General features: G+C 65.6%; 17 protein-coding genes and 1 tRNA gene. 7 read left to right on the forward strand and 11 right to left on the reverse strand.

Annotation, left to right across the window (positions count from 1 at the left end):
• Nucleotides 1-556: 556 nt before the first annotated feature.
• Nucleotides 557-1,072 (forward strand): sigma factor-like helix-turn-helix DNA-binding protein, encoded by a 516-nt coding sequence (locus tag ACQKPE_RS21845; RefSeq protein WP_427668798.1) that lies wholly within the window; start codon nucleotides 557-559, stop codon nucleotides 1,070-1,072.
• A gap of 91 nt (nucleotides 1,073-1,163) precedes the next feature.
• The gene (locus ACQKPE_RS21850; protein WP_427668799.1) at nucleotides 1,164-2,312 is read left to right on the forward strand and encodes a M14 family metallopeptidase; all 1,149 of its coding nucleotides are present in this window, start codon (nucleotides 1,164-1,166) and stop codon (nucleotides 2,310-2,312) included.
• 142 nt (nucleotides 2,313-2,454) lie between these two features.
• On the opposite strand, the gene ACQKPE_RS21855 is transcribed toward ACQKPE_RS21850, so the two are convergent.
• From ACQKPE_RS21855 to ACQKPE_RS21885, 7 genes are all read right to left on the reverse strand, one after another.
• Nucleotides 2,455-3,426 carry a Csu type fimbrial protein gene (locus ACQKPE_RS21855; RefSeq protein WP_427668800.1) on the reverse strand — a complete coding sequence of 324 codons (972 nt, stop codon included), beginning with the start codon at nucleotides 3,424-3,426 and terminating at the stop codon, nucleotides 2,455-2,457.
• Complete coding sequence (locus ACQKPE_RS21860) at nucleotides 3,423-5,759, reverse strand: fimbria/pilus outer membrane usher protein (protein ID WP_427668814.1); 2,337 nt, start codon at nucleotides 5,757-5,759, stop codon at nucleotides 3,423-3,425. Before ACQKPE_RS21860 ends, ACQKPE_RS21855 begins: the two co-directional genes overlap by 4 nt.
• Nucleotides 5,760-5,827: 68 nt before the next feature.
• Complete coding sequence (locus ACQKPE_RS21865) at nucleotides 5,828-6,604, reverse strand: fimbrial biogenesis chaperone (protein ID WP_427668801.1); 777 nt, start codon at nucleotides 6,602-6,604, stop codon at nucleotides 5,828-5,830.
• A gap of 30 nt (nucleotides 6,605-6,634) precedes the next feature.
• On the reverse strand, nucleotides 6,635-7,141 hold the full coding sequence (locus ACQKPE_RS21870) for a Csu type fimbrial protein (RefSeq protein WP_427668802.1): 507 nt from the start codon (nucleotides 7,139-7,141) through the stop codon (nucleotides 6,635-6,637).
• A 3-nt stretch (nucleotides 7,142-7,144) separates the two neighbouring features.
• Nucleotides 7,145-7,678: a Csu type fimbrial protein gene (locus ACQKPE_RS21875; RefSeq protein ID WP_427668803.1), complete on the reverse strand. Its 534-nt coding sequence runs from the start codon at nucleotides 7,676-7,678 to the stop codon at nucleotides 7,145-7,147.
• Between the two features lie 17 nt (nucleotides 7,679-7,695).
• A complete protein-coding gene (locus ACQKPE_RS21880) occupies nucleotides 7,696-8,229 on the reverse strand; it encodes a Csu type fimbrial protein (protein WP_427668804.1) in 534 nt (177 codons plus the stop codon).
• Nucleotides 8,230-8,258: 29 nt separating this feature from the next.
• Complete coding sequence (locus tag ACQKPE_RS21885; protein WP_427668805.1) at nucleotides 8,259-8,786, reverse strand: Csu type fimbrial protein; 528 nt, start codon at nucleotides 8,784-8,786, stop codon at nucleotides 8,259-8,261.
• Between the two features lie 297 nt (nucleotides 8,787-9,083).
• Here ACQKPE_RS21885 and ACQKPE_RS21890 point away from each other — a divergent pair, with 297 nt between their 5' ends.
• The 3 genes from ACQKPE_RS21890 to ACQKPE_RS21900 are packed head-to-tail and all read left to right on the forward strand — an operon-like array spanning nucleotide 9,084 to nucleotide 14,207.
• A complete protein-coding gene (locus tag ACQKPE_RS21890; RefSeq protein ID WP_427668806.1) occupies nucleotides 9,084-11,333 on the forward strand; it encodes an ATP-binding protein in 2,250 nt (749 codons plus the stop codon).
• A gap of 16 nt (nucleotides 11,334-11,349) precedes the next feature.
• Entirely contained in the window at nucleotides 11,350-11,811 is a 462-nt protein-coding gene (locus tag ACQKPE_RS21895; RefSeq protein WP_427668807.1) for a response regulator, read from the forward strand.
• 11 nt (nucleotides 11,812-11,822) lie between these two features.
• Complete coding sequence (locus tag ACQKPE_RS21900; protein WP_427668808.1) at nucleotides 11,823-14,207, forward strand: response regulator; 2,385 nt, start codon at nucleotides 11,823-11,825, stop codon at nucleotides 14,205-14,207.
• An 84-nt stretch (nucleotides 14,208-14,291) separates the two neighbouring features.
• On the opposite strand, the gene ACQKPE_RS21905 is transcribed toward ACQKPE_RS21900, so the two are convergent.
• Nucleotides 14,292-14,366: transfer RNA gene (locus tag ACQKPE_RS21905), tRNA-Gln, on the reverse strand.
• Nucleotides 14,367-14,701: 335 nt separating this feature from the next.
• Here ACQKPE_RS21905 and ACQKPE_RS21910 point away from each other — a divergent pair.
• Nucleotides 14,702-14,959, forward strand: a complete 258-nt coding sequence (locus ACQKPE_RS21910; protein ID WP_427668809.1) for a YdcH family protein — start codon at nucleotides 14,702-14,704, stop codon at nucleotides 14,957-14,959.
• 9 nt (nucleotides 14,960-14,968) lie between these two features.
• Here the strand turns inward: ACQKPE_RS21910 and ACQKPE_RS21915 are convergent, their stop codons facing one another.
• Nucleotides 14,969-16,858, reverse strand: coding sequence for a propionyl-CoA synthetase (locus ACQKPE_RS21915; RefSeq protein WP_427668810.1), 1,890 nt, complete (start codon nucleotides 16,856-16,858; stop codon nucleotides 14,969-14,971).
• 172 nt (nucleotides 16,859-17,030) lie between these two features.
• Between ACQKPE_RS21915 and ACQKPE_RS21920 the strand changes: the two genes are divergently transcribed.
• A complete protein-coding gene (locus tag ACQKPE_RS21920) occupies nucleotides 17,031-17,897 on the forward strand; it encodes a LysR family transcriptional regulator (RefSeq protein WP_427668811.1) in 867 nt (288 codons plus the stop codon).
• Here ACQKPE_RS21920 and ACQKPE_RS21925 read toward each other — a convergent pair.
• Together ACQKPE_RS21925 and ACQKPE_RS21930 are read right to left on the reverse strand one after the other, a co-directional pair.
• Nucleotides 17,871-19,028, reverse strand: coding sequence for an HPP family protein (locus tag ACQKPE_RS21925; protein ID WP_427668812.1), 1,158 nt, complete (start codon nucleotides 19,026-19,028; stop codon nucleotides 17,871-17,873). The two genes, ACQKPE_RS21920 and ACQKPE_RS21925, sit on opposite strands and share 27 nt — an antisense overlap.
• Nucleotides 19,029-19,224: 196 nt before the next feature.
• On the reverse strand, nucleotides 19,225-20,233 hold a 1,009-nt coding region (locus tag ACQKPE_RS21930; protein ID WP_427668813.1), incomplete at its 5' end, for a sensor histidine kinase.

Here is a 20,233-nt window from a genome sequence, read left to right on the forward strand (position 1 = left end):
ACTGGCGCTACAGAAAGGGCTAGAGGGGGCGGCTCGTGGGCTCTGCCGGTGCCAAACAGCGCGTCTTGCGGTGCCAAACCCGTCGCGCGCTTACACAACGGCACGCGCCGCTAAGGGTCTAGAAAGAAGGGAGTACGTGGCTGGCCGGGAACGGCGAGGGTCCCACTTGCCGGGACCTGAGGGAGTGCGCTGGAAAAAATTTTACCGGAAGACGGAAAAATCATTTGACTGGCAAATGATAACGATTATTATTGCACTCAGCAGGTCGCGAGACCCGCTGGATAACCTGGAGCCCTTAGGTCGGACTCTCAGATTATCTCCTCATCAGGCTAATCACGGTTTTTGACCCGGCTTTTTGCCGGGTCATTTTTTTTGGCTCTTCAGGCTAATGAAGATCGTGAATGGCGGCGATGATAGCAAAGGTGTATCAGCTCGTGAATGCTTGTTACAGCGTTTTGCGCAAACAGCACTTGAGAATCAATCTCGTTAAGATTAAGCTGCCTGCGCGTCAGAGAAGATGCCCCCTTCCCTCCCTCGATTGCGCAAGGAGCCGTCCATGACCCGTCTGCTGCTGCCACTCCAGCATGGCCCACAAGCCGCCCATGAGCGCGTCGACGACACACTGCTGCACGCACTGAAGCGCCTACCGCGCCGCGTACAACAAGTGTTCCTGCTCAACCGCCTCGACCAGCTCGACTTCACCCAGATCGCCGCACGCCTCGACCTGTCGCTGCCGACCATCGAGCACCATATGCAGCAGGCGCTACAGGCCACCCACCCCCGCACCGACAGCCTCGCGCACCTTGCAGTGCAGTGGTACGCACGCTTGCAGAACCCCCAGGTGAGCGCCTGCGAACGCATTGATTTTCGCCGCTGGCTGGACGCCTCGCCCACCCACTTGCAAGCCTTCTGCGACACCGAAATGCACTGGCGCAGCCTGCTTGCCCCGGCGCGCGAACTGGGGCACGACGGCAGTTATCGCCAGGGCCGGGCGGCGTTGTCGTTGGGCGGTTGCTCGGTGGCCCTGGGGCTGGGCGTGGCGACGCTGGTGGTGTTGGGGTTGTTTGCCTGAACCACGCGTCCTGCGCGAGATCCCCAACACAGACACCCAGGCCAGGCTTGCGCTACAGTAGCGTCCAAAACAAAGCCACAGGAGCCTGGCAATGACCGTGACGCTGTCCCCGCTGACCCTCGACTGCGACTTCGACTCCGGCAACATTCAGGTGCTGGACGCCAGCGACCCGGCACGAGTGCACCTGGCCATCCGCCCCGACACCCACAGTGGCCACTTCCAGTGGTTCCACTTCAAGGCCAGTGGCCTGACCCCCGGTCACACCCACCGTTTCAGCCTCGATAACGCTTCGCAGTCTTCCTACAAGAACGCCTGGACCGGCTACAACGCCGTCGCGTCCTACGACCAGAAGACCTGGTTCCGCGTGCCCAGCAGCTTCGACGGCCAAGCACTGGCGTTCGACTTCAAGGCCGAACAGGACCACGCCTGGTTCGCCTACTTCGAGCCCTACCCACGTGCCCGCCACAACCAGCTGATCGAGCGCGCCCAGCAGATTCCAGGCGTCACCCTGGTGGCCCACGGTCGTAGCGTGCAAGGCCGTGATATTCCGCTGCTGCGGGCCGGCGATGGTGCGCCGGGCAAGCGCAAGCTGTGGATCATCGCCCAGCAGCACCCCGGCGAGCATATGGCCGAGTGGTTCATGGAGGGCGTGATCGACCGTCTGGAAGGCAACGACGGGGTGATTCGCCAACTGCTGGCCAAGGCCGACCTGTACCTGATTCCCAACATGAACCCGGACGGCGCCTTCCTCGGCCACCTGCGCACCAACTTCAAGGGCAAGGACCTCAACCGCGCCTGGCAGGACGCCAGTGTGGAACTGAGCCCTGAGGTGTTCTTCGCCCAGAGCCAGATGAAGCAGTACGGCGTGGATGCCTTCGTCGATGCCCATGGCGATGAGGAAATCCCTCATGTGTTCACCGCAGCCTGCGAGGGCAACCCCGGCTACACGCCACGCATCGCCAAGCTGGAAGAGCAGTTCCGCAGCACCCTGTGCAGCGTGACCCCGGACTTCCAGACCACCTACGGCTACACCCGCGACGAGCCGGGCCAGGCCAACATGACCCTGGCGTGCAACGCGGTGGGCCAAGCCTATGACTGCCTGTCGTTGACCCTGGAAATGCCGTTCAAGGACCACGACGACGCCCCCAACCCCACCACCGGCTGGTCGGGCGAGCGCTCCAAGGCGCTGGCCGGGGCAGTGCTGGAGACCTTGGGCAAGATGGTCGACGATTTGCGCTAACCGCCTTCTTACGCGATCCCTGTAGGAGCGGGCTCGCCCGCGAACACGGACGCAGTCCGTGCCATCCAACGCGGTGTATGGCACCGGCTTTGCCGGTGTTCGCGGCCAAGGCCGCTCCTACAGGGGTCGCGAACGCGGGTCTCTAGAACTGCACATCCAGGATCACGTTATCGGTATAGGTCGCCGCCGGTGGCGTGGCCTGGTCGGTGTAGACCTTGGCGTTGTAGTTGAACACCTGGCTGCCGGTACCGGTGCCAGGGCCCGGGTTGATGTCGGCGTCGCTGCTCGCCCGTCGCGCCGCGCCCACCGAACCCCAGCGCACAGTTCCCCCACTCTTGTAGAGGTCGTACGCCAGGTAGTTGTTGGCGCTGGACTTCATCCGCCGCCGTCCGCCCGCGACATTCTCCCCGTCATTCAACCCCACCGTGTAGCTGCTGCCCTTGGTGCAGGCAATGTTGATGCTTTGGTTGACCGTGCCGAACCCCGCCACCACCGGCGCACTGCCGAAGCTGACGGTGGGCGTGGTGATCTGGCAGTCGTTGCTGACCGTGAGGTTCACCGTGAGGGTCTGGGTGCCGGTGCCAATATCGCGCCCCAGGCAGATGTTGCCGACGCCGATGCCAGAGCAGTAGTTCCAGTCCCAGAAGATGCTCAGGGTCTCGGTATACAGCCCTGCCGCCACGTTGCTGCCAACCACGGTGCGCAGGTACACCGGCACCGTCTTGGGCGTGGTGCCGTTGAGCAGGCCCAGGGCATCGATGATGCCATTGCGGGCGAAGTCGAAGCGGGTGCCGCGGGTAATCGGGAAGCTGGTGCTGTTATTGGCGTAGATCGTGTAAGGGATGATATCGCCGGTAGGCCCGACCAGGCCGCTGGTGGTCGCGGTGACGGTGGCGTAGAAGTGGTCGTTGGTGGTCAGCAACGACAGCAGCGAGCCGGTACACGACAACCCGGCGTTGGTGGTCGAGGCGCTCTGTACCGTGGTGCGCACCAGCGTCGAATTGATCGTGCCGAAGGCGGCTGGCGCCGTGGCGGCGGTGTTGCACAATGCCCAGGCAGGGGTTACCGCCCCGCAGCCAGCGGCGAGCAGCCAAGCACGCCAAGCCCTGCTCATTGGCACACCAACGGGCCGATCAACGGAATCGGCCCCTCGCCTTTGGGTAACTCGAACTCCACCTGACAGGCGCCACCTTCATCACGCTCAACCCGCAGGCGATTGTGCGCAGCGAGGTTCTCCAGGTACACCAGGCCATCCCAGCCAACCACCGCCTGCGCACCCGTACGCTCATCGATCACCCGGCTGCCCAGCTTGAGCTCCTGCTGGTTGCCATCCACCAACACCAGGCTCGCCGCCAGCACCTGCTTGAGCTCGAACGCCAGCAGGTAGCCCGCGCCACGGCGCACCGCCACGCGCTGCTCGACCTGCGGCGCCAGCACGTCGGCCGGCAGCTCCATCGGGTCGATCTCGTACTTGCCGCGGTAATAGCCGCTGCTGTAGGGCACCAGCAGTTGGCCATTGCGATCGGTGCGCCCCACCAGCTGGTTTTCGTAGCGCACCGGCACATCGGCATAACCGCTGGTGCTGACCACCACGAACGCATCGTCGATGCGGTTGGCGGCGAACAGCCCGGCGTCCATCCACACCAGCGACCCGCTGGCATCGGCCCAGCGGGTCATGTCGCCGCTGCTGCCGTAGGTACCCGCCTGCAACTGCACCGATTGCAGGCGCCAGGTCACGTCAGCCTGGCGATACGCCTCGCGTGCGTTGCCATCGGCGTAGCCGACGTTGTAGCCCACGCCGGTACCCACTGGCACGGCCTGGCTGTAGTTGACCCGCCGCAGGCTTTCGCCGTTCTTGTCGCGTTCCATGCTCAAAGCCAGGGTGCCGCGCAGGTCGAAGGGGATCACCAGCTGCGCTTGCACCGCCCACTGGCTGTCGCCGATTTCGCGGTTGGCCGACAGGTACAGGCTGCTGTTGCCCCACAACGGCTTGCTCCAGCTCAGGTTGAGCAGGCGCGTGCGCGTGCCGTCGCCAGCGCGCACGTCGAAATAGCCCGCACCGACGCTGCCATAGCGCTCCAGGTTCACGCTCAGGGTCACCTGCTCGCTGCGCTGGCTCAGGCGCATCTCGGGCGACTCCACTCGCGTCAGGTCGGCGTACTCGCCATGGCGCTCCACACGCTGGTAGTTGAAGCCCAGGCGCTGACTGTTGTACTGGTAGCCCAGCGCGACCTGGTGGCCTTTGTCACCTTCGAAACGGCTTTGCGCCAGAGCTGCGTTGAGCACCCCAAAGGTGCCCAGGCGCAGGTTGCCGCCCAGGCCGCCGAGGGTCAGCGATTCGGCGGTTTCCACATGGCTTTCCAGGGTGAAGGCGTCGGTCACACCATGGCGCAGGTTGGCCGATGCCACGCCCTGGCCATAGCCCCAGTCGCGCACGGCATAGTCGCGGCGCAGGCTGCCGGCGGCCACGGAGTAGTCCGACAGGCCTTTTTGCAACAAGCTGCTGGTGACGTAGAACGGCAAGGTGGTCGAGACCTGGCGCCCCAGGGCGTCGGTGGTCACCACCACGGCTTCGCCGGCGCCGTTGATGAAGGGCACGTTGGTCAGGGTGTAGGGGCCAGGTTGCAGTTGCTCGCTGCTGGTCTTATAGCCGTTGATGAACAGGTCCAGCGAGGTGGGTACCGCTGCTTCTCCGGCGAAGGCCGGCAATGGGTAGGTGACCAGGTCTGGGCGCGCGCCGAAATCGCGCGACAGTTGCAGGCCGCCGACCCGCACCGCGCTGGTCCAGGGCAAGGCGCCGGTGATCAGGTCGCCCGCCTCGTAGGTCAGCAGGCGTTGCTCGTCGGTGAAGCGCCAGGTGGTGTCGTAGCGCAGGAAACCATCACGGTTTTCGCTGCTCGAGCCATCCTCGAACGCCTGGCGCCATTGCCCGGTGGTGGAGAAGGTGCCCCAGCTGTCGAACAGACGAAGCTCGTTCCAGGCAGCCAGATAGCTGCCGCCCTGGTCGGTGTCGTTGAAGTACAGGTCGTAGTTGAACAATGCACCGAAACTGCTGCGCGCATCCAACGCCGGGTACAGGCTGCGGTCACCCAGTTGCTGGTCGGGCAACCAGGCCGGTGGCACTTGCAGCAGCAGGCGCTGGTTGCCGCTGTCGTAGTCGCTGTGCAAGCCGGCAATGGCATCCAGGGCCAGCTCGCCCTGGGGATCGCCCGGCAGCTGCACGCCGGCATCACGCAACGCCGTGCTGTCCAGGTACAGGCGCCCGGCACGCTGCTGCACCGGCACCAGCTCAGCCTTGGGCACCTGGTTCACCATGAGGTCCAGGTACAGCGTGGCATCGGCAATGGCGGCCGCCTCGGTGGGCGGCGGCGGCAGGTCGTCGGCCAGGGCCAGGCCCGGGACGAGCAACGCCAGGCCCAGCCCGAACCGGCAGCTCGCCTGCGACAGGTGACTCACACACGTGTTCCAACCATTGCCGGGTCCTCCCTGGCCCCTGCACGTCGTTCACTCTCGGTTCACTGCCCCTGGCGGATGGCCTGTGCCACCTCCTGGCCGTTGACCCGTCCCTTGAGCACGCCGCCCACGCCGGTGCCGCTCGGCACTGGCCAGCGCATGCTGGCGCCGGGCAGTACATAACCGAGCAAGCCTTCCACCACGGGGCGCTCCTGGCCACCTTGCTGGAGCACCACATCGGTCAGCCGCGCGTGCACCGGCCCGGTATTGCGCAGTTCCACATAGGGCTTGCCCTGCACCGTCACCGCGCGCCAGCTCAGTTGCGGTTGGCCGACACTGTCGGCGTTACGCTTGCCCTCGGGGTCGGCTCGGCCCCACAACCCTTCGCCGTAGACGAAAAGCGGTACCGAATAGCGCATCTGCAAGCGGATCGCCGCCTTCGGCCCTTCGCTCGAGGCCTCGGCCGGCAACGGCGAGGGGATCTCGTCGATGATGATGCGGTAGGCCTGCTCCTGGCCCACGGGCGAGCTACCGGTACGGGTCAGGCGGATAAGTTGCTTCTGGCCAGGGGCGATGTTGGCCACTGGCGGACTACCGATGATTTCGCGCTGGGCCTGGAACTGCTCCTGATACTCGCCCTGGCGCCAGGCGAACACCCGCACCTGCAAGCTCGCAGGCGTCGTGCCACGGTTTTCCAGCCACAGTGCACCAGCCTTCTGTCCGGCCTCCAGCACCGGGTCGATCGGCCAGATCAACACCGAGGTGGCCGCCCCTGCGGGCAGGCTGGCCAGCCACAGCAACCCGATCAGACCCCGCGCTATGCTCGCGCCTACCGCCATGCCGCTCTCCTTGTGGTTATCGATGAGCCTTCACCAGGTCACCGTCACTTGCACTGAATCGGTGTAGGTGCCCGCCGGCACCGTGCCGGTCAACTGGGCACGACCATAGATCGGCAGCTTGATCGCCGTCGGGTCGCTGTAGCTGACCGCCACGTTGGCGCCGATGCCCAGGCTCTGGGTCAGCGCGGCGTCGCGAAACAACTGGTAGGCCAGCAGTTGCGCACCACCGCTGCGCTTGAGGTTGCGCGTACCGGCGGCGCTGTTCTGGCCGCCATCCAGGCTCATGCTCAGGGCCACCCCGGGGGTGCACTGGAAGGTCACCGTGGTGCCGCCCAGGGAGGTGCTCAGCGCCGCAGTCGACAACGCCGAACTGATGCCGTAGTCGAGCACCCCATAGTTGGTCACGCCGCCCACCACCAGGCAGCCAGCGGTGATCGTCGCGCTGACCTGGAAGGTGCTGGTGGTCGCCGCCGACACAGGCAGCGCCATGCCCAGCCCGAGCAACCCCGCGAGGCTGCTGCGCAGCCAGCTGGACATGGCTCAGAAGCTCAGCTCGACCGCCACCGTGTCGGTGTAGGTGCCCGCTGGCAACCCAGCCTTGCCACGCGCCTGGCCGTACAGGTTGACGGTCTGCGCCACCCCGGTGCTGGTCGGCAGGGTGATGGTGCCGTCGATGGCCAGCAGCGAGGTGTGCCCGGCATCGGTGTAGAAGTCGTAGGGCACAAAGTTGCCGCTGCCATCGGCCAGGGCCCGGGTGCCGCCGGCGGACTGCCCGTCGTGGGCGCCAGCGCGAACGCGGATCGCCGGCACCGTACCCGCTGAGCAGAGAATGCTCATGGCGCCGCCGCCCCCGCCGAGCACCTGGCCGTTGGCGGTGGTGAACAGCGAGTCCTGGGTGCCGAAGTTCAGCGAACCGAAGTTCAGACCCGAGGTGCCCGAGCTGCCGTTGACCTGGCAGGCGGCGGTGAGGGTCAGGGTCGAGCTAATGGTGCCGGTCACGGTCGCCGCCTGGGCGTTGAACGCCAGGGCAAGCCCGAGGCCTGCGAGGATGCCGTGGGTGAGTGTGCGTGCCATACAAACCTCCTTGCGTGTTACCAGTCCAGTGTCACCCTCAGGGTGTCGCGGTAGAAACCGGCGGGCAGCGCGCGAGGGTGCGCGATGACCACGCCGTAGATCGGAATCGGGACCTGCTCGCTGCTGCGAATGGCGAAGGTGCGCGGCTGGCCAATGACATAGCGGCTGTTGCCGCCGGGGTCGGCGGCCAGTTGGTAGGGAATCACCTCACGGCCATTACTCAGCCGACGCACGCCGTCGCTGCCATTGAGGCCTTCGTCGATGCGTACGCTGAAGGCGCGCACCTGCGGCGAGCAACTGATCTGCAAGCTGCCCTCCCCACCCGACTCATCCACACGGCCGCGCAATGGCTGGTCCCAGCTTGGGCCCTGGGCGCCGAAATCGATGACGCCGGGATTGCCCAGGGTGGCCGGTTGTGGGTCACTGCTGATTTGGCAGGCGGCGCTGATGACCAGGCGCGCCTGGATGAACCCGCTGGTGCTGCCGTGCACAGCGCCGCTGGGCAGCAGCAGCGGCCCAAGGGTCAGCAGGAGGATCGAGGTGCGGTACATGGCTACGAGTCCTTGTGCATGGCGAGCGCCTACCAGGTGACCGTGACTTTAAGCAGGTCGGCATACAACCCGGTGCGCGGCACCCAGGCCAGTGTGTCGATGCGGGCGTATAGCGGCAGCTCCACCGAGCCGCTGTCGGGCACCCTTGCCGACTGCGCGACGTCCACCGGCAAAGGCTCGCGCCATGCAGCATCGCGGTAGAGGCGATACGGAATCGGACGGGCCTGGGCGTCGTCGCTGGCCAGGAAGCGCAGTTCGCCGACGCCGCCGTGCTGGCCGCCGTCGACGCGAATTTGATAGGGGGTATCGGGGTTGCACTCAAGGCGCGGTGGACGCGGGCTGTAGAGCACGCCACTCGAGGGCGCGCCAGGGCCATCGAGGCGCGCGACAACCCCCAGGTCGATACGACCTGCGGCCTGTGCACCGGCATCGCGAGGTTGGCTGACCAGCATGCAGCCGCGCTGCACCTGAACCTGCACCTCGACGAGAAAGTCCGCTGCTATGGCACCGCTGCTCAACAGCAGGCCGTACAGCATGGCCAGAAAGCGCTCCGTCACCGAATTTCCCTACCCAGTGTTCCTTGTGCTTTCTTGAGCTTAGCAGTCAGATTGGATCCCGCTAGAGTGCGGGAAAATTCACCAACAACAGCTACGCCCGGAAAAAACCGGAAGCTTCATCGCAGGCGACCTACAAAACCTGTACAAATTCTGAAGTCGAGTAGAACCTCGCCCTACAATTGCCCTCAAATAGCCATGAGCGCGGCGAAGCCACCCGGTATCTGTTACCTTGCCGTGGCAATACCCTGTGCCAAACGTATTTGGACAGCGCGCCCGGCTATAAACAGGAGAGTTTTCTTGACCACTGCCCAGACCGCCTTCGACCAGGCCATCGAACGCTGTGCCCAGGAACCTATCCAGGTGCCGGGTAGCATTCAGCCCCAGGGTTTCCTGCTGGTACTGGAAGAACACGACCTGCGCATCCTCCAGGCCAGCGAAAACGCCGAACGCTGGCTGGGCATGCCGGCTCAGGGGTTGCTGGGTTGCGCACTCCCCGAACTGCTCGACGGCGGCTTCGACCTGCGCGGCAAGCTGGGCCGCTTGCCTAGCGATGAGGTGTTCCCCTTTCATATCGGCGATGTGCGCCTGCGCCCAGGTGCTCCTTGCGAGGACAGCCTGCGGCTGCTGGCGCACCGCCATGACCAGGTGCTGATCGTCGAGTTCGAACCCTGCCGCAACAACGACAGCCTGGGCGAGCACGACTACTACCCGTTGGTGCGCAGCTTCGTCGGCAGCCTGCACCAGGCTGGCAGCATCGAAGAGCTGCTGCAGCAGTCGGTGCTGCAAATCAAGCGCATCACCGGCTTTGGCCGGGTCAAGGCCTACCGCTTCGACGCCGAAGGCAACGGCCAGGTGCTGGCCGAAGCGGCCGACCCCGGCTACCCACGCTACCTCGGCCTGCACTTCCCGGCGGCAGATATCCCGCGCCAGGCCCGGGAGCTGTACCGGGTCAATCGCATCCGCCTGATCGAAGACGCCAACTACCAGGCCTCACCGCTGCTGCCGGACACCAACCCGCGCACCGGCAAGCCGCTGGACATGAGCTTCGCGGCGCTGCGCAGCGTGTCGCCGGTGCACCTGCAATACATGCGCAACATGGGCACCCTGGCTTCTATGTCGCTGTCGATCGTGGTCGATGGCCAGCTGTGGGGGTTGATCTCCTGCCACCATGAGCAGCCGCGCGCAGTCGACCTGCGCACCCGCACCGCCTGCGAGCTGCTGGGCAGCGTGCTGTCGTTGCAGATCGAGTCCCACGAGTCGCACACCAGCACCCGCGACTTGCTCGAATTGCGCCAGCGCATCGTGCAGATGCTCTCAGCCATGGCCGACCATGACAGCGTCAGCGCCGGCCTGCTGAGCCTGCCCAAGGTGCTGCTGGACTTCGCCGGGGCCACGGGCGCGGCGATCATCAGCGCCGGGCGCTGCGACCTGGTCGGCAACACGCCGCCACAGGCCCAGGTCGACGCCCTGGTGCACTGGCTGGCGCAGCATGGTGACGAAGCGGTGTACCACAGTGACAACCTGGGCCGGGATGTTCCCGAGCTGCCGGAGCTGGCCTCGCATGCCGGTGGCGTGCTGGCCGTGGCGATCTCGCAGATTCACTCGCATTACCTGCTGTGGTTCCGCCCCGAGCATGCCCATACCGTGACCTGGGCAGGCCCGCCCCATAAAGAGGTAAGCCCCCAGGGCAACCTCAGCCCGCGGCACAGCTTCGACAGCTGGCAGCAAGAGGTGCGCGGTTTCTGCGCCCCGTGGAGCCCGCTGGTGGTCGATGCCGTGGTGGAGCTGCGCACGGCGGTGCTGGGCATCGTGCTGCGCAAGGCCGAGGAGTTGGCGCAGTTGAGCGACGAGCTGCTGCGTTCGAACAAGGAGCTCGAGGCCTTTTCCTACAGTGTGTCCCACGACCTGCGCGCGCCCTTGCGCCATATCGCTGGCTACAGCGAACTGCTGACCGAAATCGAAGGCGAGCACCTGACCGAACGCGGTCGGCGCTTCCTCCAGCATATCGGCGAAGCAGCGCATTTCGCCGGCACCCTGGTGGACAACCTGCTCAATTTCTCGCAAATGGGCCGCTCGGCCCTGCGCTTGTCAGACGTGGACCTCAATGCCCTGGTAGAAACCCTACGCGCCGAGTGCGCGCCGGACTATGCAGGGCGTAATATCGAGTGGCATGTCGCCCAGTTGCCGAAAGTGATCGGCGACCCGGCGTTCATCAACCTGGCGTTGCAGAACCTGATCGCCAACGCCATCAAGTACACCCGTGGCCGAGACCCGGCGCGCATCGAGATCGGCGCCGTGGAGCACCCGGAGCAGATCGAGATCTTCATCAAGGACAACGGCGTGGGCTTCGACATGACCTACGCCAACAAACTGTTCGGGGTGTTCCAGCGGCTGCACCGCATGGAAGACTTCGAAGGCACCGGCATTGGCCTTGCCAGCGTGCGCCGCATCATCGAGCGTCACGACGGACAGGTCTGGGCCGAAGGCGAAACCGACCGGGGTGCCACGTTCCACTTCACCCTTCCCCGTCACCCGTTGAATACCTGAGGTAAGCACACCCATCATGCTCAAGCCGATCCTGCTGGTCGAAGACAACCCCCGCGACCTGGAGCTGACCCTGCTGGCCCTTGAGCGCAGCCAGCTGGCCAACGAGGTCATCGTGCTGCGCGATGGCGCCGACGCGCTGGACTACCTGCTGCGACGCAACGCCTATGCCGAACGCGCCGATGGCAACCCGGCGGTCCTGCTGCTGGACCTGAAGCTGCCCAAGGTCGATGGCCTGGAAGTGCTCAAGGCGGTACGTACCACCGCCGAGTTGCGCAGCATCCCGACGGTGATGCTGACGTCCTCGCGTGAAGAGCCCGACCTGCTGCGCGCCTATGAGCTGGGGGTCAACGCCTACGTGGTCAAGCCGGTGGAGTTCAAGGAGTTCGTCGCCGCCATCTCCGACCTTGGGGTGTTCTGGGCAGTGCTCAACGAACCGCCACCGGGCTCGGCACGCTTGAACCGACGCAACGGTAACTGAAGGTCGCCTCGATGCAGCAAACGCTGAAATTGCTGATGGTCGAAGACAGCTCCATGGACGCCGAGCTGACCTTGGTGCGCCTGGAGCGCAGTGGGTTGCAGATCCAATCGCAACTAGTGTTCGACCATGTGGGCGTGGAGCACGCCCTGACCGAGGGCAGCTTCGACCTGATCCTCTGCGACTGCGTGCTGCCTGGCTCGTCGGGCACCGACGTGCTGGCCATCGCCCAGCGCCTGGCGCCGGACGTGCCTTTCATCTTCCTGTCCGGCATCTATGGCGAGGAGCACGCGGTGGAGATGATCCGCCTGGGTGCCACCGACTATGTGCTGAAGAAGAACCTGCCGCTGCTGCCAAAGGCCGTGCGCCGGGCCATGACCGAGGTGCAGGAACGCCAGCGCAGGCGTCGCGCCGAAGAAGCGCTGGCCGACGTCGAGGCCCGTGCCCGCATCGCCATCGATGCGGCCGGCATGGGCACCTGGGACTTCCGCCCGCAGGACGGCCTGCTGATGTGGGACGACCGCTGCAAGCGCCTGTTCGGCCTGCCGATAGACACCGAGATGACCCTGGAGGTGTTCTACGCCGGCCTCTACCCCGACGACCTGGTACGGGTGCGCGAAGCGGTGGAACAGGCCATGGACCCGGACGGCGATGGCCACTACCGCGTCGAGTTCCGCATCGCCCACCCCCACGGCCGGGAGCCGCACTGGCTGCTGTCGACCGGCCAGACCCAGTTCGTCGAGGGCCGCTGCGTGCGGTTCTCCGGGGTGTTGCAGGACATCCACCAACAGCGCGAAGCCACCCAGGCGCTGGAGCGGCTCAACGAAATGCTCGGCGAACGGGTCGAGCGCCGCACCCGTGAACGGGACCGTGCCTGGGAGCTGTCCCAGGACCTGCTGGCCGTGCTCAACAAGGACCTCACGCCGGTCACCCTGAACCCGGCCTGGGAAGCCACCCTGGGCTTCAGCCGCGAACGCCTGAGCCAGACCTCGCTGCTGCACCTGCTGCCCGAGCCCGAGCAGGAAGCCTTCCTCGACGAGCTGGCTGCCCTCGCCCACGGCCGCACCAGCGCCCGCTTCATCGGCCGCATCCAACACGCCAGCGGCCAGCAACGCTGGTTGTCGTGGGTGGTGGTGCCGGAAGACACCCTGCTGTACGTGGTGGCCCGCGACATCAGTAGCGAACGCGCCTCGGCGGTGGGCCTGGCCGAGGCCAATGCGCGGCTGCGCGAACAGATCGACGAACGCGAACGCATCGAGGCGGCGTTGCAACAGATGCAGCGCCTGGAGGCCGTCGGCCAGCTCACCGCAGGTGTCGCACACGACTTCAACAACCTGCTGACGGTGATCCTCACCGGCGCCAGCTTCCTGGAACGGGACCTGGACAAGAGCAACCTGGAAAAAGCCCGCACCCGCCTCAAGCACATCCGCGAGGCCGGTGAGCGCGGTGCCAAGCTGACCTCGCAGTTGCTGGCATTCTCCCGTCGCCAGCGCCTGGAGCCAGTGCCGCTGAACCTCAACGGCACCCTGACGGGCCTGGAAGAATTGTTACGCCGCACCCTGGGCGGCAATATCTCGGTACGCCTGGACCTCGACCAGCGCCTATGGCCGGCCCTGACCGACCCGACCCAGACCGAGATGATCATCCTCAACCTGGCGATCAACGCGCGCGACGCCATGCAGGCCGGCGGCCAGCTGACCCTGTCGACCCGCAACACCTGCATCGACGCCCGCCCGCAGCGCCCGGAAGACCCAGACCCCGGCGAATACGTGATGCTGTCGATTCGCGACACCGGTTGTGGCATGAGTGCGGACGTGGTGGCGCGGGTGTTCGAGCCGTTCTTCACCACCAAGGACATCGGCAAGGGCTCGGGCCTGGGCCTGGCCCAGGTATTCGGCTTTGCCAAACAATCCGGCGGCGGCGTGCGCATCGATACCCAGCCAGGGCATGGCACCCAGGTCAGTGTGTACCTGCCGGCGGCCAAGCAAGGCCAGGCCCCGGACACGGCCGATGTGCCCCAGGTCGCCCCCAATATCAACCGCGGGCGCGACCGCACGGTACTGCTGGTGGATGACGACCACCTGGTGCGCGACATGATCGGCGACGTGCTGCGCCTGTATGGCTACCAGGTGCGCCAGGCGCACAGCGGTGAGCAGGCGCTGGCGCTGCTCGACGACGGTATCGACGTGCTGCTCACCGACTTCGCCATGCCCGAATTCAACGGCGCCCAACTGGCCCGCGCCGCGCGGGAACGCTACCCGCACCTGCCGGTGGTGTTCCTCACCGGTTACGCCGAGTTGCAGGGGCTTGAGCTGCCGGGCAGCCTGGTGATGCAGAAACCGGTGCAGGCCGAGGAGCTGACCCGCACGCTGAATGAACTGCTGGGCGGCATGGGCTGAGCGACACGGTTTTCAGGAATCGTAGAAACGCGAAAGCCCCAGGCTGACTGGTAGCCTGGACGTTTAGAAAGGTAAGTAAGGAAATGGCAGGGGCGGCTGGATTCGAACCAACGCATGGCAGGATCAAAACCTGCTGCCTTACCGCTTGGCGACGCCCCTGTGAAGCATTCGCTGACAGCTGCGAGTGCTGCTGTGCTGGAATGGGCCGCACTTTAACAACATTTTTCCTAGTCGAAAACCCCCTTTGCGAAAAAAATTGCCTTAAAACAGCAAGTTAGTGTCGAGCCTGTTATGCCCTTTCGCGGGCAAGCCCGCTCCTACAGGTTCACCACAGCTCTCGGGAGCGACGCTGTACCTGTAGGAGCGGGCTTGCCCGCGAAAGGGCCGCAACAGACGCCACGACCGTTCGTCGATTTCCCCTCACCCCAGCTCAACACAATTCAATTTCCTCCTTCCAATCAGGTAACCCACACCCGCATTCCAAGGAGGGCTTCATGCCAGTTTCCCACGACCTTTACCAAGACCTTCACTACCCCCGCGAAATCGTCCAGCAGCGCCGCCAGAAAGACCCAACCCTCGACCGGCTGCTCGATGACTACATCGACCTCGACAACCAGATACTCGCCGCCGAGGCCATCTCGGCCGGCATCGCCAGCGACGACGACCTGCACCGCCTCAAGGAGCGGCGCCTGGCAGTCAAGTACATGATCGAGCGCCAACTGGAACGCAAGGCACCCGATACCCCTGCCTGACCTGCCGCCTCACCCGGCGCGCGGCAGATCGGCCAACACCGCTTCGATCTCCACCAGCACCGCCGGGTCGTCCAGGGTCGAGGGCGGCACATAGGCTTGGCCGTCGGCGATCTTGCGCAGCACCGCCCGCAGAATCTTGCCCGAGCGGGTCTTGGGCAAGCGCGACACCCGCCGCACACGGTTGAAGCAGGCCAGCGCACCGATATGCTCACGCACGCTGGCCGCCAGCTCCGCCTGCAACTGCTGCTCGGAAATACCCTCGCCATCCTTGACCACCACCAACGCCAACGGCACCTGGCCCTTGATCGCATCGTGCACGCCGATCACCGCGCACTCGGCCACGGCCGGGTGGCGGGCTACCAGGTCCTCCATCTCGCCGGTGGACAAGCGGTGCCCGGAGACGTTTATCACATCGTCGGTGCGGCCCATGATGTAGACGAAACCGTCGTCATCCAGGTAGCCGCCGTCGCCGGTGTGGTAGTAGCCCGGGTAGGTGTGCAGGTAGGCCTGCAGGTAGCGTTCGTGGTCGCCCCAGAGGGTCTGGCTGCACCCTGGCGGCAACGGCAGGGCGATGACGATGGCGCCTTGCTGGTTCGGTCCCAGTAGATGGCCGTCGTCGTCCAGCACCTGCACGTGGTAGCCCGGCACCGCGCGGTTGCTCGAGCCCGGCCGCGCCTCGCTGCCCGGCAAACCGACGCAGGGCGCGGTGACCGGCCAACCGGTCTCGGTCTGCCACCAGTGGTCGTGCACCGGTTTGCCAGTGACCCCTTCCAGCCACGCATGGTTGCTGGAGTCGAGCTTCTCGCCGGCCAGGAACAGGTGGCGCAGCGAACTCAGATCGTGACGACGGATCAACGCGCCCTCGGGGTCTTCCTTGCGGATCGCGCGCATCGCGGTGGGCGCGCAGAACAGGCCATTGACCCGATACTGCTCCACCACCCGCCAGTAGGCCGAGGCATCAGGCGTGCGAATCGGCTTGCCTTCGTAGAACACCGTGGTGCAGCCACTCATCAGCGGCCCGTAGACGATCAGTGAATGGCCGACCACCCAGCCGACATCGGAAATGCCCCACCACACATCGCCCGCCTGCATGCCGTAGATATGCCGCATGGCGTAGCACAGGGCGACGGCGTTACCGCCGTTTTCACGCACGATGCCCTTGGGTTTTCCGGTGGTGCCTGAGGTGTACATGATGTACAGCGGGTCGCCCGCATCGAGGGTGACCGGCGCCACCGGCTCGGCGCCGACCAAGGCTTGCTGCCAATCCAGATCGCGCGGTGCTTGCAAGGTGGCCTTCGCCTGCGGACGTTGCAGCACCAGCACCTGCCTGGGCTGATGCTTGGCCAACTGCAAGGCGCGGTCGACCAAGGGCTTGTATTCGATGACCCGGTCGAACTCCAGGCCGCACGAGGCGGTGAGCAGCAGCGTCGGGCGCGCGTCGTCGATACGCGCGGCCAGCTCCACAGCAGCAAAGCCCCCGAACACTACCGAGTGCACTGCACCGATACGCGCACAGGCGAGCATGGCCATGGCCGCCTGGGGCACCATGGGCATGTAGATGATCACCCCATCACCCTTGTTCACGCCCAGGCTGCGCAAGAGGCCGGCCAGGCGCGCCACCTCGTCGCGCAGCTGGTTGTAGGTGAAGCGCTGCTGCACGCCAGTCACGGGCGAGTCGTAGATCAGCGCCGTCTGTTCACCGCGGCCCTGCTCGATCTGATGGTCCAGGGCCAAGTAGCAACTGTTCAGGCGGCCATCGGCGAACCAGCGGTGGGTGCCGTCGGGGTTTTCCTGCAAGGTCTGGGAAGGTTTGCGCTGCCAGGCCAGGTGTTCGGCCTGTTCGGCCCAGAAGGCAGCGGGGTCGGCAATGGCGTGGGCGTAACTGTGCTGGTAGGTCATGTCGATCGGAACCCGGTACTTGTTGTTATTGAAGGGCAACCTTGAGTATGGACCGGCAAACGTGCCGTGCCATGTGACTAAAGTCCTATCGGACCTGCAAATTTGCATGTCTCTCTTGCGAAACCCGCACGGTCCTACAGAATGTGCGGACTTATCGCCTTTGAGCTTGCGCATGGACATCGATCAAGCCCGTACCTTCCTGGAAATCGTGCGCTGCGGCAGCCTGGTGGCTGCTGCCGAACGCCTGTTCGTGACGCAGACGGCGATTTCCGCACGGGTGCAGCGCCTTGAGCAGCAACTGGGCTGCCAACTGTTCGTGCGCAGCCGCAGCGGCGTGACCCTGACCGGCAACGGCGAGGCATTCATCCCCTACGCCAACCAGCTGGTGCAGACCTGGGAGGCCGCCCGTCGCGACCTGCCGCTACCTTCGGGAGGCCATCAGGCGCTGCACCTGGGTGGCGAGGTGAGCCTGGGCAACCCGATGATCCTCGACTGGGCCAGCGCCCTGCACCAAGCGCTGCCCGGCCACGCCATTCGTACCGAGGTGAGTGATGGCGAATCGTTGCTGCGCAAGGTGGAAAAAGGCCTGCTGGACGCCGCGCTGGTCTACCAGCCGAACTACGGCCCAGGCCTGCAAGTGGAACAGCTGATGGAAGAGAAGCTGGTTCGCATACGCCGTGTCGACCGGCCCGAGCCTTACATCTACATCGACTGGGGCGAAGACTTCCGCCGCCAGCACGACGCCGCCCTGCCCGACTGCGCCCGCGCGGCGCTGAGCTTCAACCTCGGGCCGCTGGCCTTGCAGTTCATTCTCGACCAGGGCGGTAGCGGCTACTTCCGCACGCGGGTGGTGCAGGCCTACCTGGACAGCGGTGTGCTGGAGCGGGTGCCACAGGCGCCGGAATTCACCTACCCGACCTTCCTGGTGTATGCCCGCGAGCGTGACAGCCATGCCTTGCAGCAGGCCCTGGCGGTGTTGCGCCGGCAGGTGGCCGACGGTGTCAGCGACTGGTCACAGCGCTGGGACCCGCTCGCCTGAGACCTGCGCGCCACGCTTGAGCAGATGACGCTTGAGGCCGGCGATCAGGTCGGTCTGGGTGACCACACCCACCAGGGTGTCGCCTTCGAGCACCGGCAGGCAATGCAAGCCCTGCTCGCTGAGCAGTGGCAGCAGGCGCTCGAGGGGGTAGTCGCGGCTCACGCTGACCACCTCCCGGCTCATCACCTGGCCCAGGCGCACCGGCTTGCGTGCGAACCATCCACGCCAGCTGAAGCGCCCACGCTGCATGGCCGCACCGACCAGATCAGCGAGGCTGACAATCCCCACCAAACGGCCCTCATCCAGCACTGGCAGGGTCTTTACGTGGTGGTCGGAGAGCATCTTCCAGGCTTGCTCCAGGGTGGTGGACGGCGAGGCGCACTGCACGTCGCGGGACATCACCGAGGCTGCGCCGATGCCTCCCAGGCTGCGGTGCAGGGCATGCTGCTCGGTGGCCAGGATGATGCGTTCTAGCTCGTCGCGGGTAACGTCGACGAACTCGCCCAGTTCTTCCAGGGCCTTGTCCAGGTCTTGGCCGCTGACGCCAACGCGCTCGCTGGCAAGCAGGTCGTGGGTGTGATGCAGGTTGTGCCGTGGCAGCGCGCCCTTGGGGTAGCGCACACCAGTCAGGCGGTTGTAGAGCACCGCCGCCATCACCAGGATCAAGGCGTTGAGCAGCACGGGCTCGAGCAGGTGGTCACCCAGTGCGACCAGCCCGCTGTCGGCCAGCACGGCCGTCACCGCCACACCGCCGCCCGGCGGATGCAAGCAACGCAGCAGGCACATCAGCACCAGGGAAATAGCCAGCGCAGCGGCGGCTACCCACAGCTCGGCCCCCAGGCCCTGGCGCATGCCAAGGCCCACCACGCACGACAACAGGTAACTGCCCAGTACCGGCCAGGGTTGCGCCAGGGGCGCGGAGTGCAAGGCAAACATCAGCACCGCAGAGGCGGCCAGTGGGCCGAGCAGGTGCAGGGCGATGCCGGGGCCATAGGCCAGGCTGCACAGCCAGCCGCCGAGGAACAGGCCAAGCAGCGCACCGACACTGGCGCGTAGCCATTCGCGCGGCGAGGTGTTCGGCGGTGCTGGCAGCAAGCGTTGCAAGCGGCCTTCAGGGCGTGGAGCAGGCATTGGGGTCATTACGCTTTGTGGATTCAGGAGAAAAAGAAAGCCCAGCCTTACCGGTCTGGGCTAAAAACTCCCTACAAAAGGAGGCATTGGAAACAGAGACGTTTCGTGGGGCAGATTGTGCAGCGCGCACCGTTTCAGGGCCAATTCAAAAAACTGCGGCTGAACTGCAATATTTTTGCTGGATGAAGCGAAAGCGTCAGCGCCCTTTGCGTGGCAGCTCGATGCTGACCCGCAGCCCACCCAGTGGGCTGTCCAGCAGCGCTATGCTGCCCTCCCAGGCCTCGACGATGTCGCGCACGATACCCAGCCCCAGGCCATGGCCATCGACCTGCTCGTCCAGCCGCGAACCGCGCTCCAGCACTTGCTGTCGGGCATCCTGGGGAATGCCTGGGCCGTCGTCGTCGACCCACAGCCGATAGCCCCCGGCGCTGCTGGCCATGCCCAGGCGCACTTCGCTGTCCGCCCATTTGCAGGCGTTGTCCAGCAGGTTGCCGAGCAGCTCCAGCAGGTCTTCGCGGTCCCACGGCAATTGCAGACCGGGGGGCACGTCGTGGGTCAGCAGCAGGCCTTCGCCATGGATCATGCCCAAGGTCGAGAGCAGCCCCGGCAGTTCGCTGTCGCAATCGAACTGCGCGCCCGGCAGGGCATCGCCAGCCAGGCGCGCGCGGTTCAGTTCGCGGGCCAGGCGCTGCTGGATCTGCTCGAGCTGCTCGCGCATCTGCGCGCTCACCTCGGGCAGCTCGCGCAGGCGGTCGCTGGCCGCCAGGCTCAGCAACACCGCCAGGGGCGTCTTCAGCGCGTGGCCCAGGTTGCCCAGCGCGTTGCGCGAGCGGCGCAGGCTGTCCTCGGTGTGCGCCAGCAGGTGGTTGACCTGGTCGACCAGCGGTTGCAGTTCGGTGGGCACCTCGGCATCGAGCTGCGAGCGCTTGCCCTGTTGCAACTGGGCGATCTGCCGGCGGGCGCGCTCCAGCGGGCGCAGCGAGCGGGTCACGGTGATGCGTTGCAACACCAGCACCAGCACCAGCGCCACCAGGCCCAGGCCCAGGCCGATCTGCTGCATGCGTCGGAAGCCTTCGCGCACGGGGGAATAGTCCTGCGCCACGCTGATGGAAATGTCCTGCCCCAGGCGCTGTTGAGCGTGCCGTTGACGTTGGTCCAGTTGGTCGTGGCGCCGCCCCAGGTGCCTGCGCCGCCATCGACGGTGC

Source organism: Pseudomonas sp. NPDC089554, assembly GCF_050280645.1.
Lineage (GTDB): Bacteria > Pseudomonadota > Gammaproteobacteria > Pseudomonadales > Pseudomonadaceae > Aquipseudomonas.

What these genes read in the sequence shown, in the direction of transcription:
- ACQKPE_RS21845 (WP_427668798.1), top strand. Translation starts at nt 557, where the DNA reads ATGACCCGTCTGCTGCTGCCACTCCAGCATGGCCCACAAGCCGCCCAT.
- ACQKPE_RS21850 (WP_427668799.1), top strand. Translation starts at nt 1,164, where the DNA reads ATGACCGTGACGCTGTCCCCGCTGACCCTCGACTGCGACTTCGACTCC.
- ACQKPE_RS21855 (WP_427668800.1), bottom strand. Translation starts at nt 3,426, where the DNA reads ATGAGCAGGGCTTGGCGTGCTTGGCTGCTCGCCGCTGGCTGCGGGGCG.
- ACQKPE_RS21865 (WP_427668801.1), bottom strand. Translation starts at nt 6,604, where the DNA reads ATGGCGGTAGGCGCGAGCATAGCGCGGGGTCTGATCGGGTTGCTGTGG.
- ACQKPE_RS21870 (WP_427668802.1), bottom strand. Translation starts at nt 7,141, where the DNA reads ATGTCCAGCTGGCTGCGCAGCAGCCTCGCGGGGTTGCTCGGGCTGGGC.
- ACQKPE_RS21875 (WP_427668803.1), bottom strand. Translation starts at nt 7,678, where the DNA reads ATGGCACGCACACTCACCCACGGCATCCTCGCAGGCCTCGGGCTTGCC.
- ACQKPE_RS21880 (WP_427668804.1), bottom strand. Translation starts at nt 8,229, where the DNA reads ATGTACCGCACCTCGATCCTCCTGCTGACCCTTGGGCCGCTGCTGCTG.
- ACQKPE_RS21895 (WP_427668807.1), top strand. Translation starts at nt 11,350, where the DNA reads ATGCTCAAGCCGATCCTGCTGGTCGAAGACAACCCCCGCGACCTGGAG.
- ACQKPE_RS21900 (WP_427668808.1), top strand. Translation starts at nt 11,823, where the DNA reads ATGCAGCAAACGCTGAAATTGCTGATGGTCGAAGACAGCTCCATGGAC.
- ACQKPE_RS21910 (WP_427668809.1), top strand. Translation starts at nt 14,702, where the DNA reads ATGCCAGTTTCCCACGACCTTTACCAAGACCTTCACTACCCCCGCGAA.
- ACQKPE_RS21915 (WP_427668810.1), bottom strand. Translation starts at nt 16,858, where the DNA reads ATGACCTACCAGCACAGTTACGCCCACGCCATTGCCGACCCCGCTGCC.
- ACQKPE_RS21920 (WP_427668811.1), top strand. Translation starts at nt 17,031, where the DNA reads ATGGACATCGATCAAGCCCGTACCTTCCTGGAAATCGTGCGCTGCGGC.
- ACQKPE_RS21925 (WP_427668812.1), bottom strand. Translation starts at nt 19,028, where the DNA reads ATGCCTGCTCCACGCCCTGAAGGCCGCTTGCAACGCTTGCTGCCAGCA.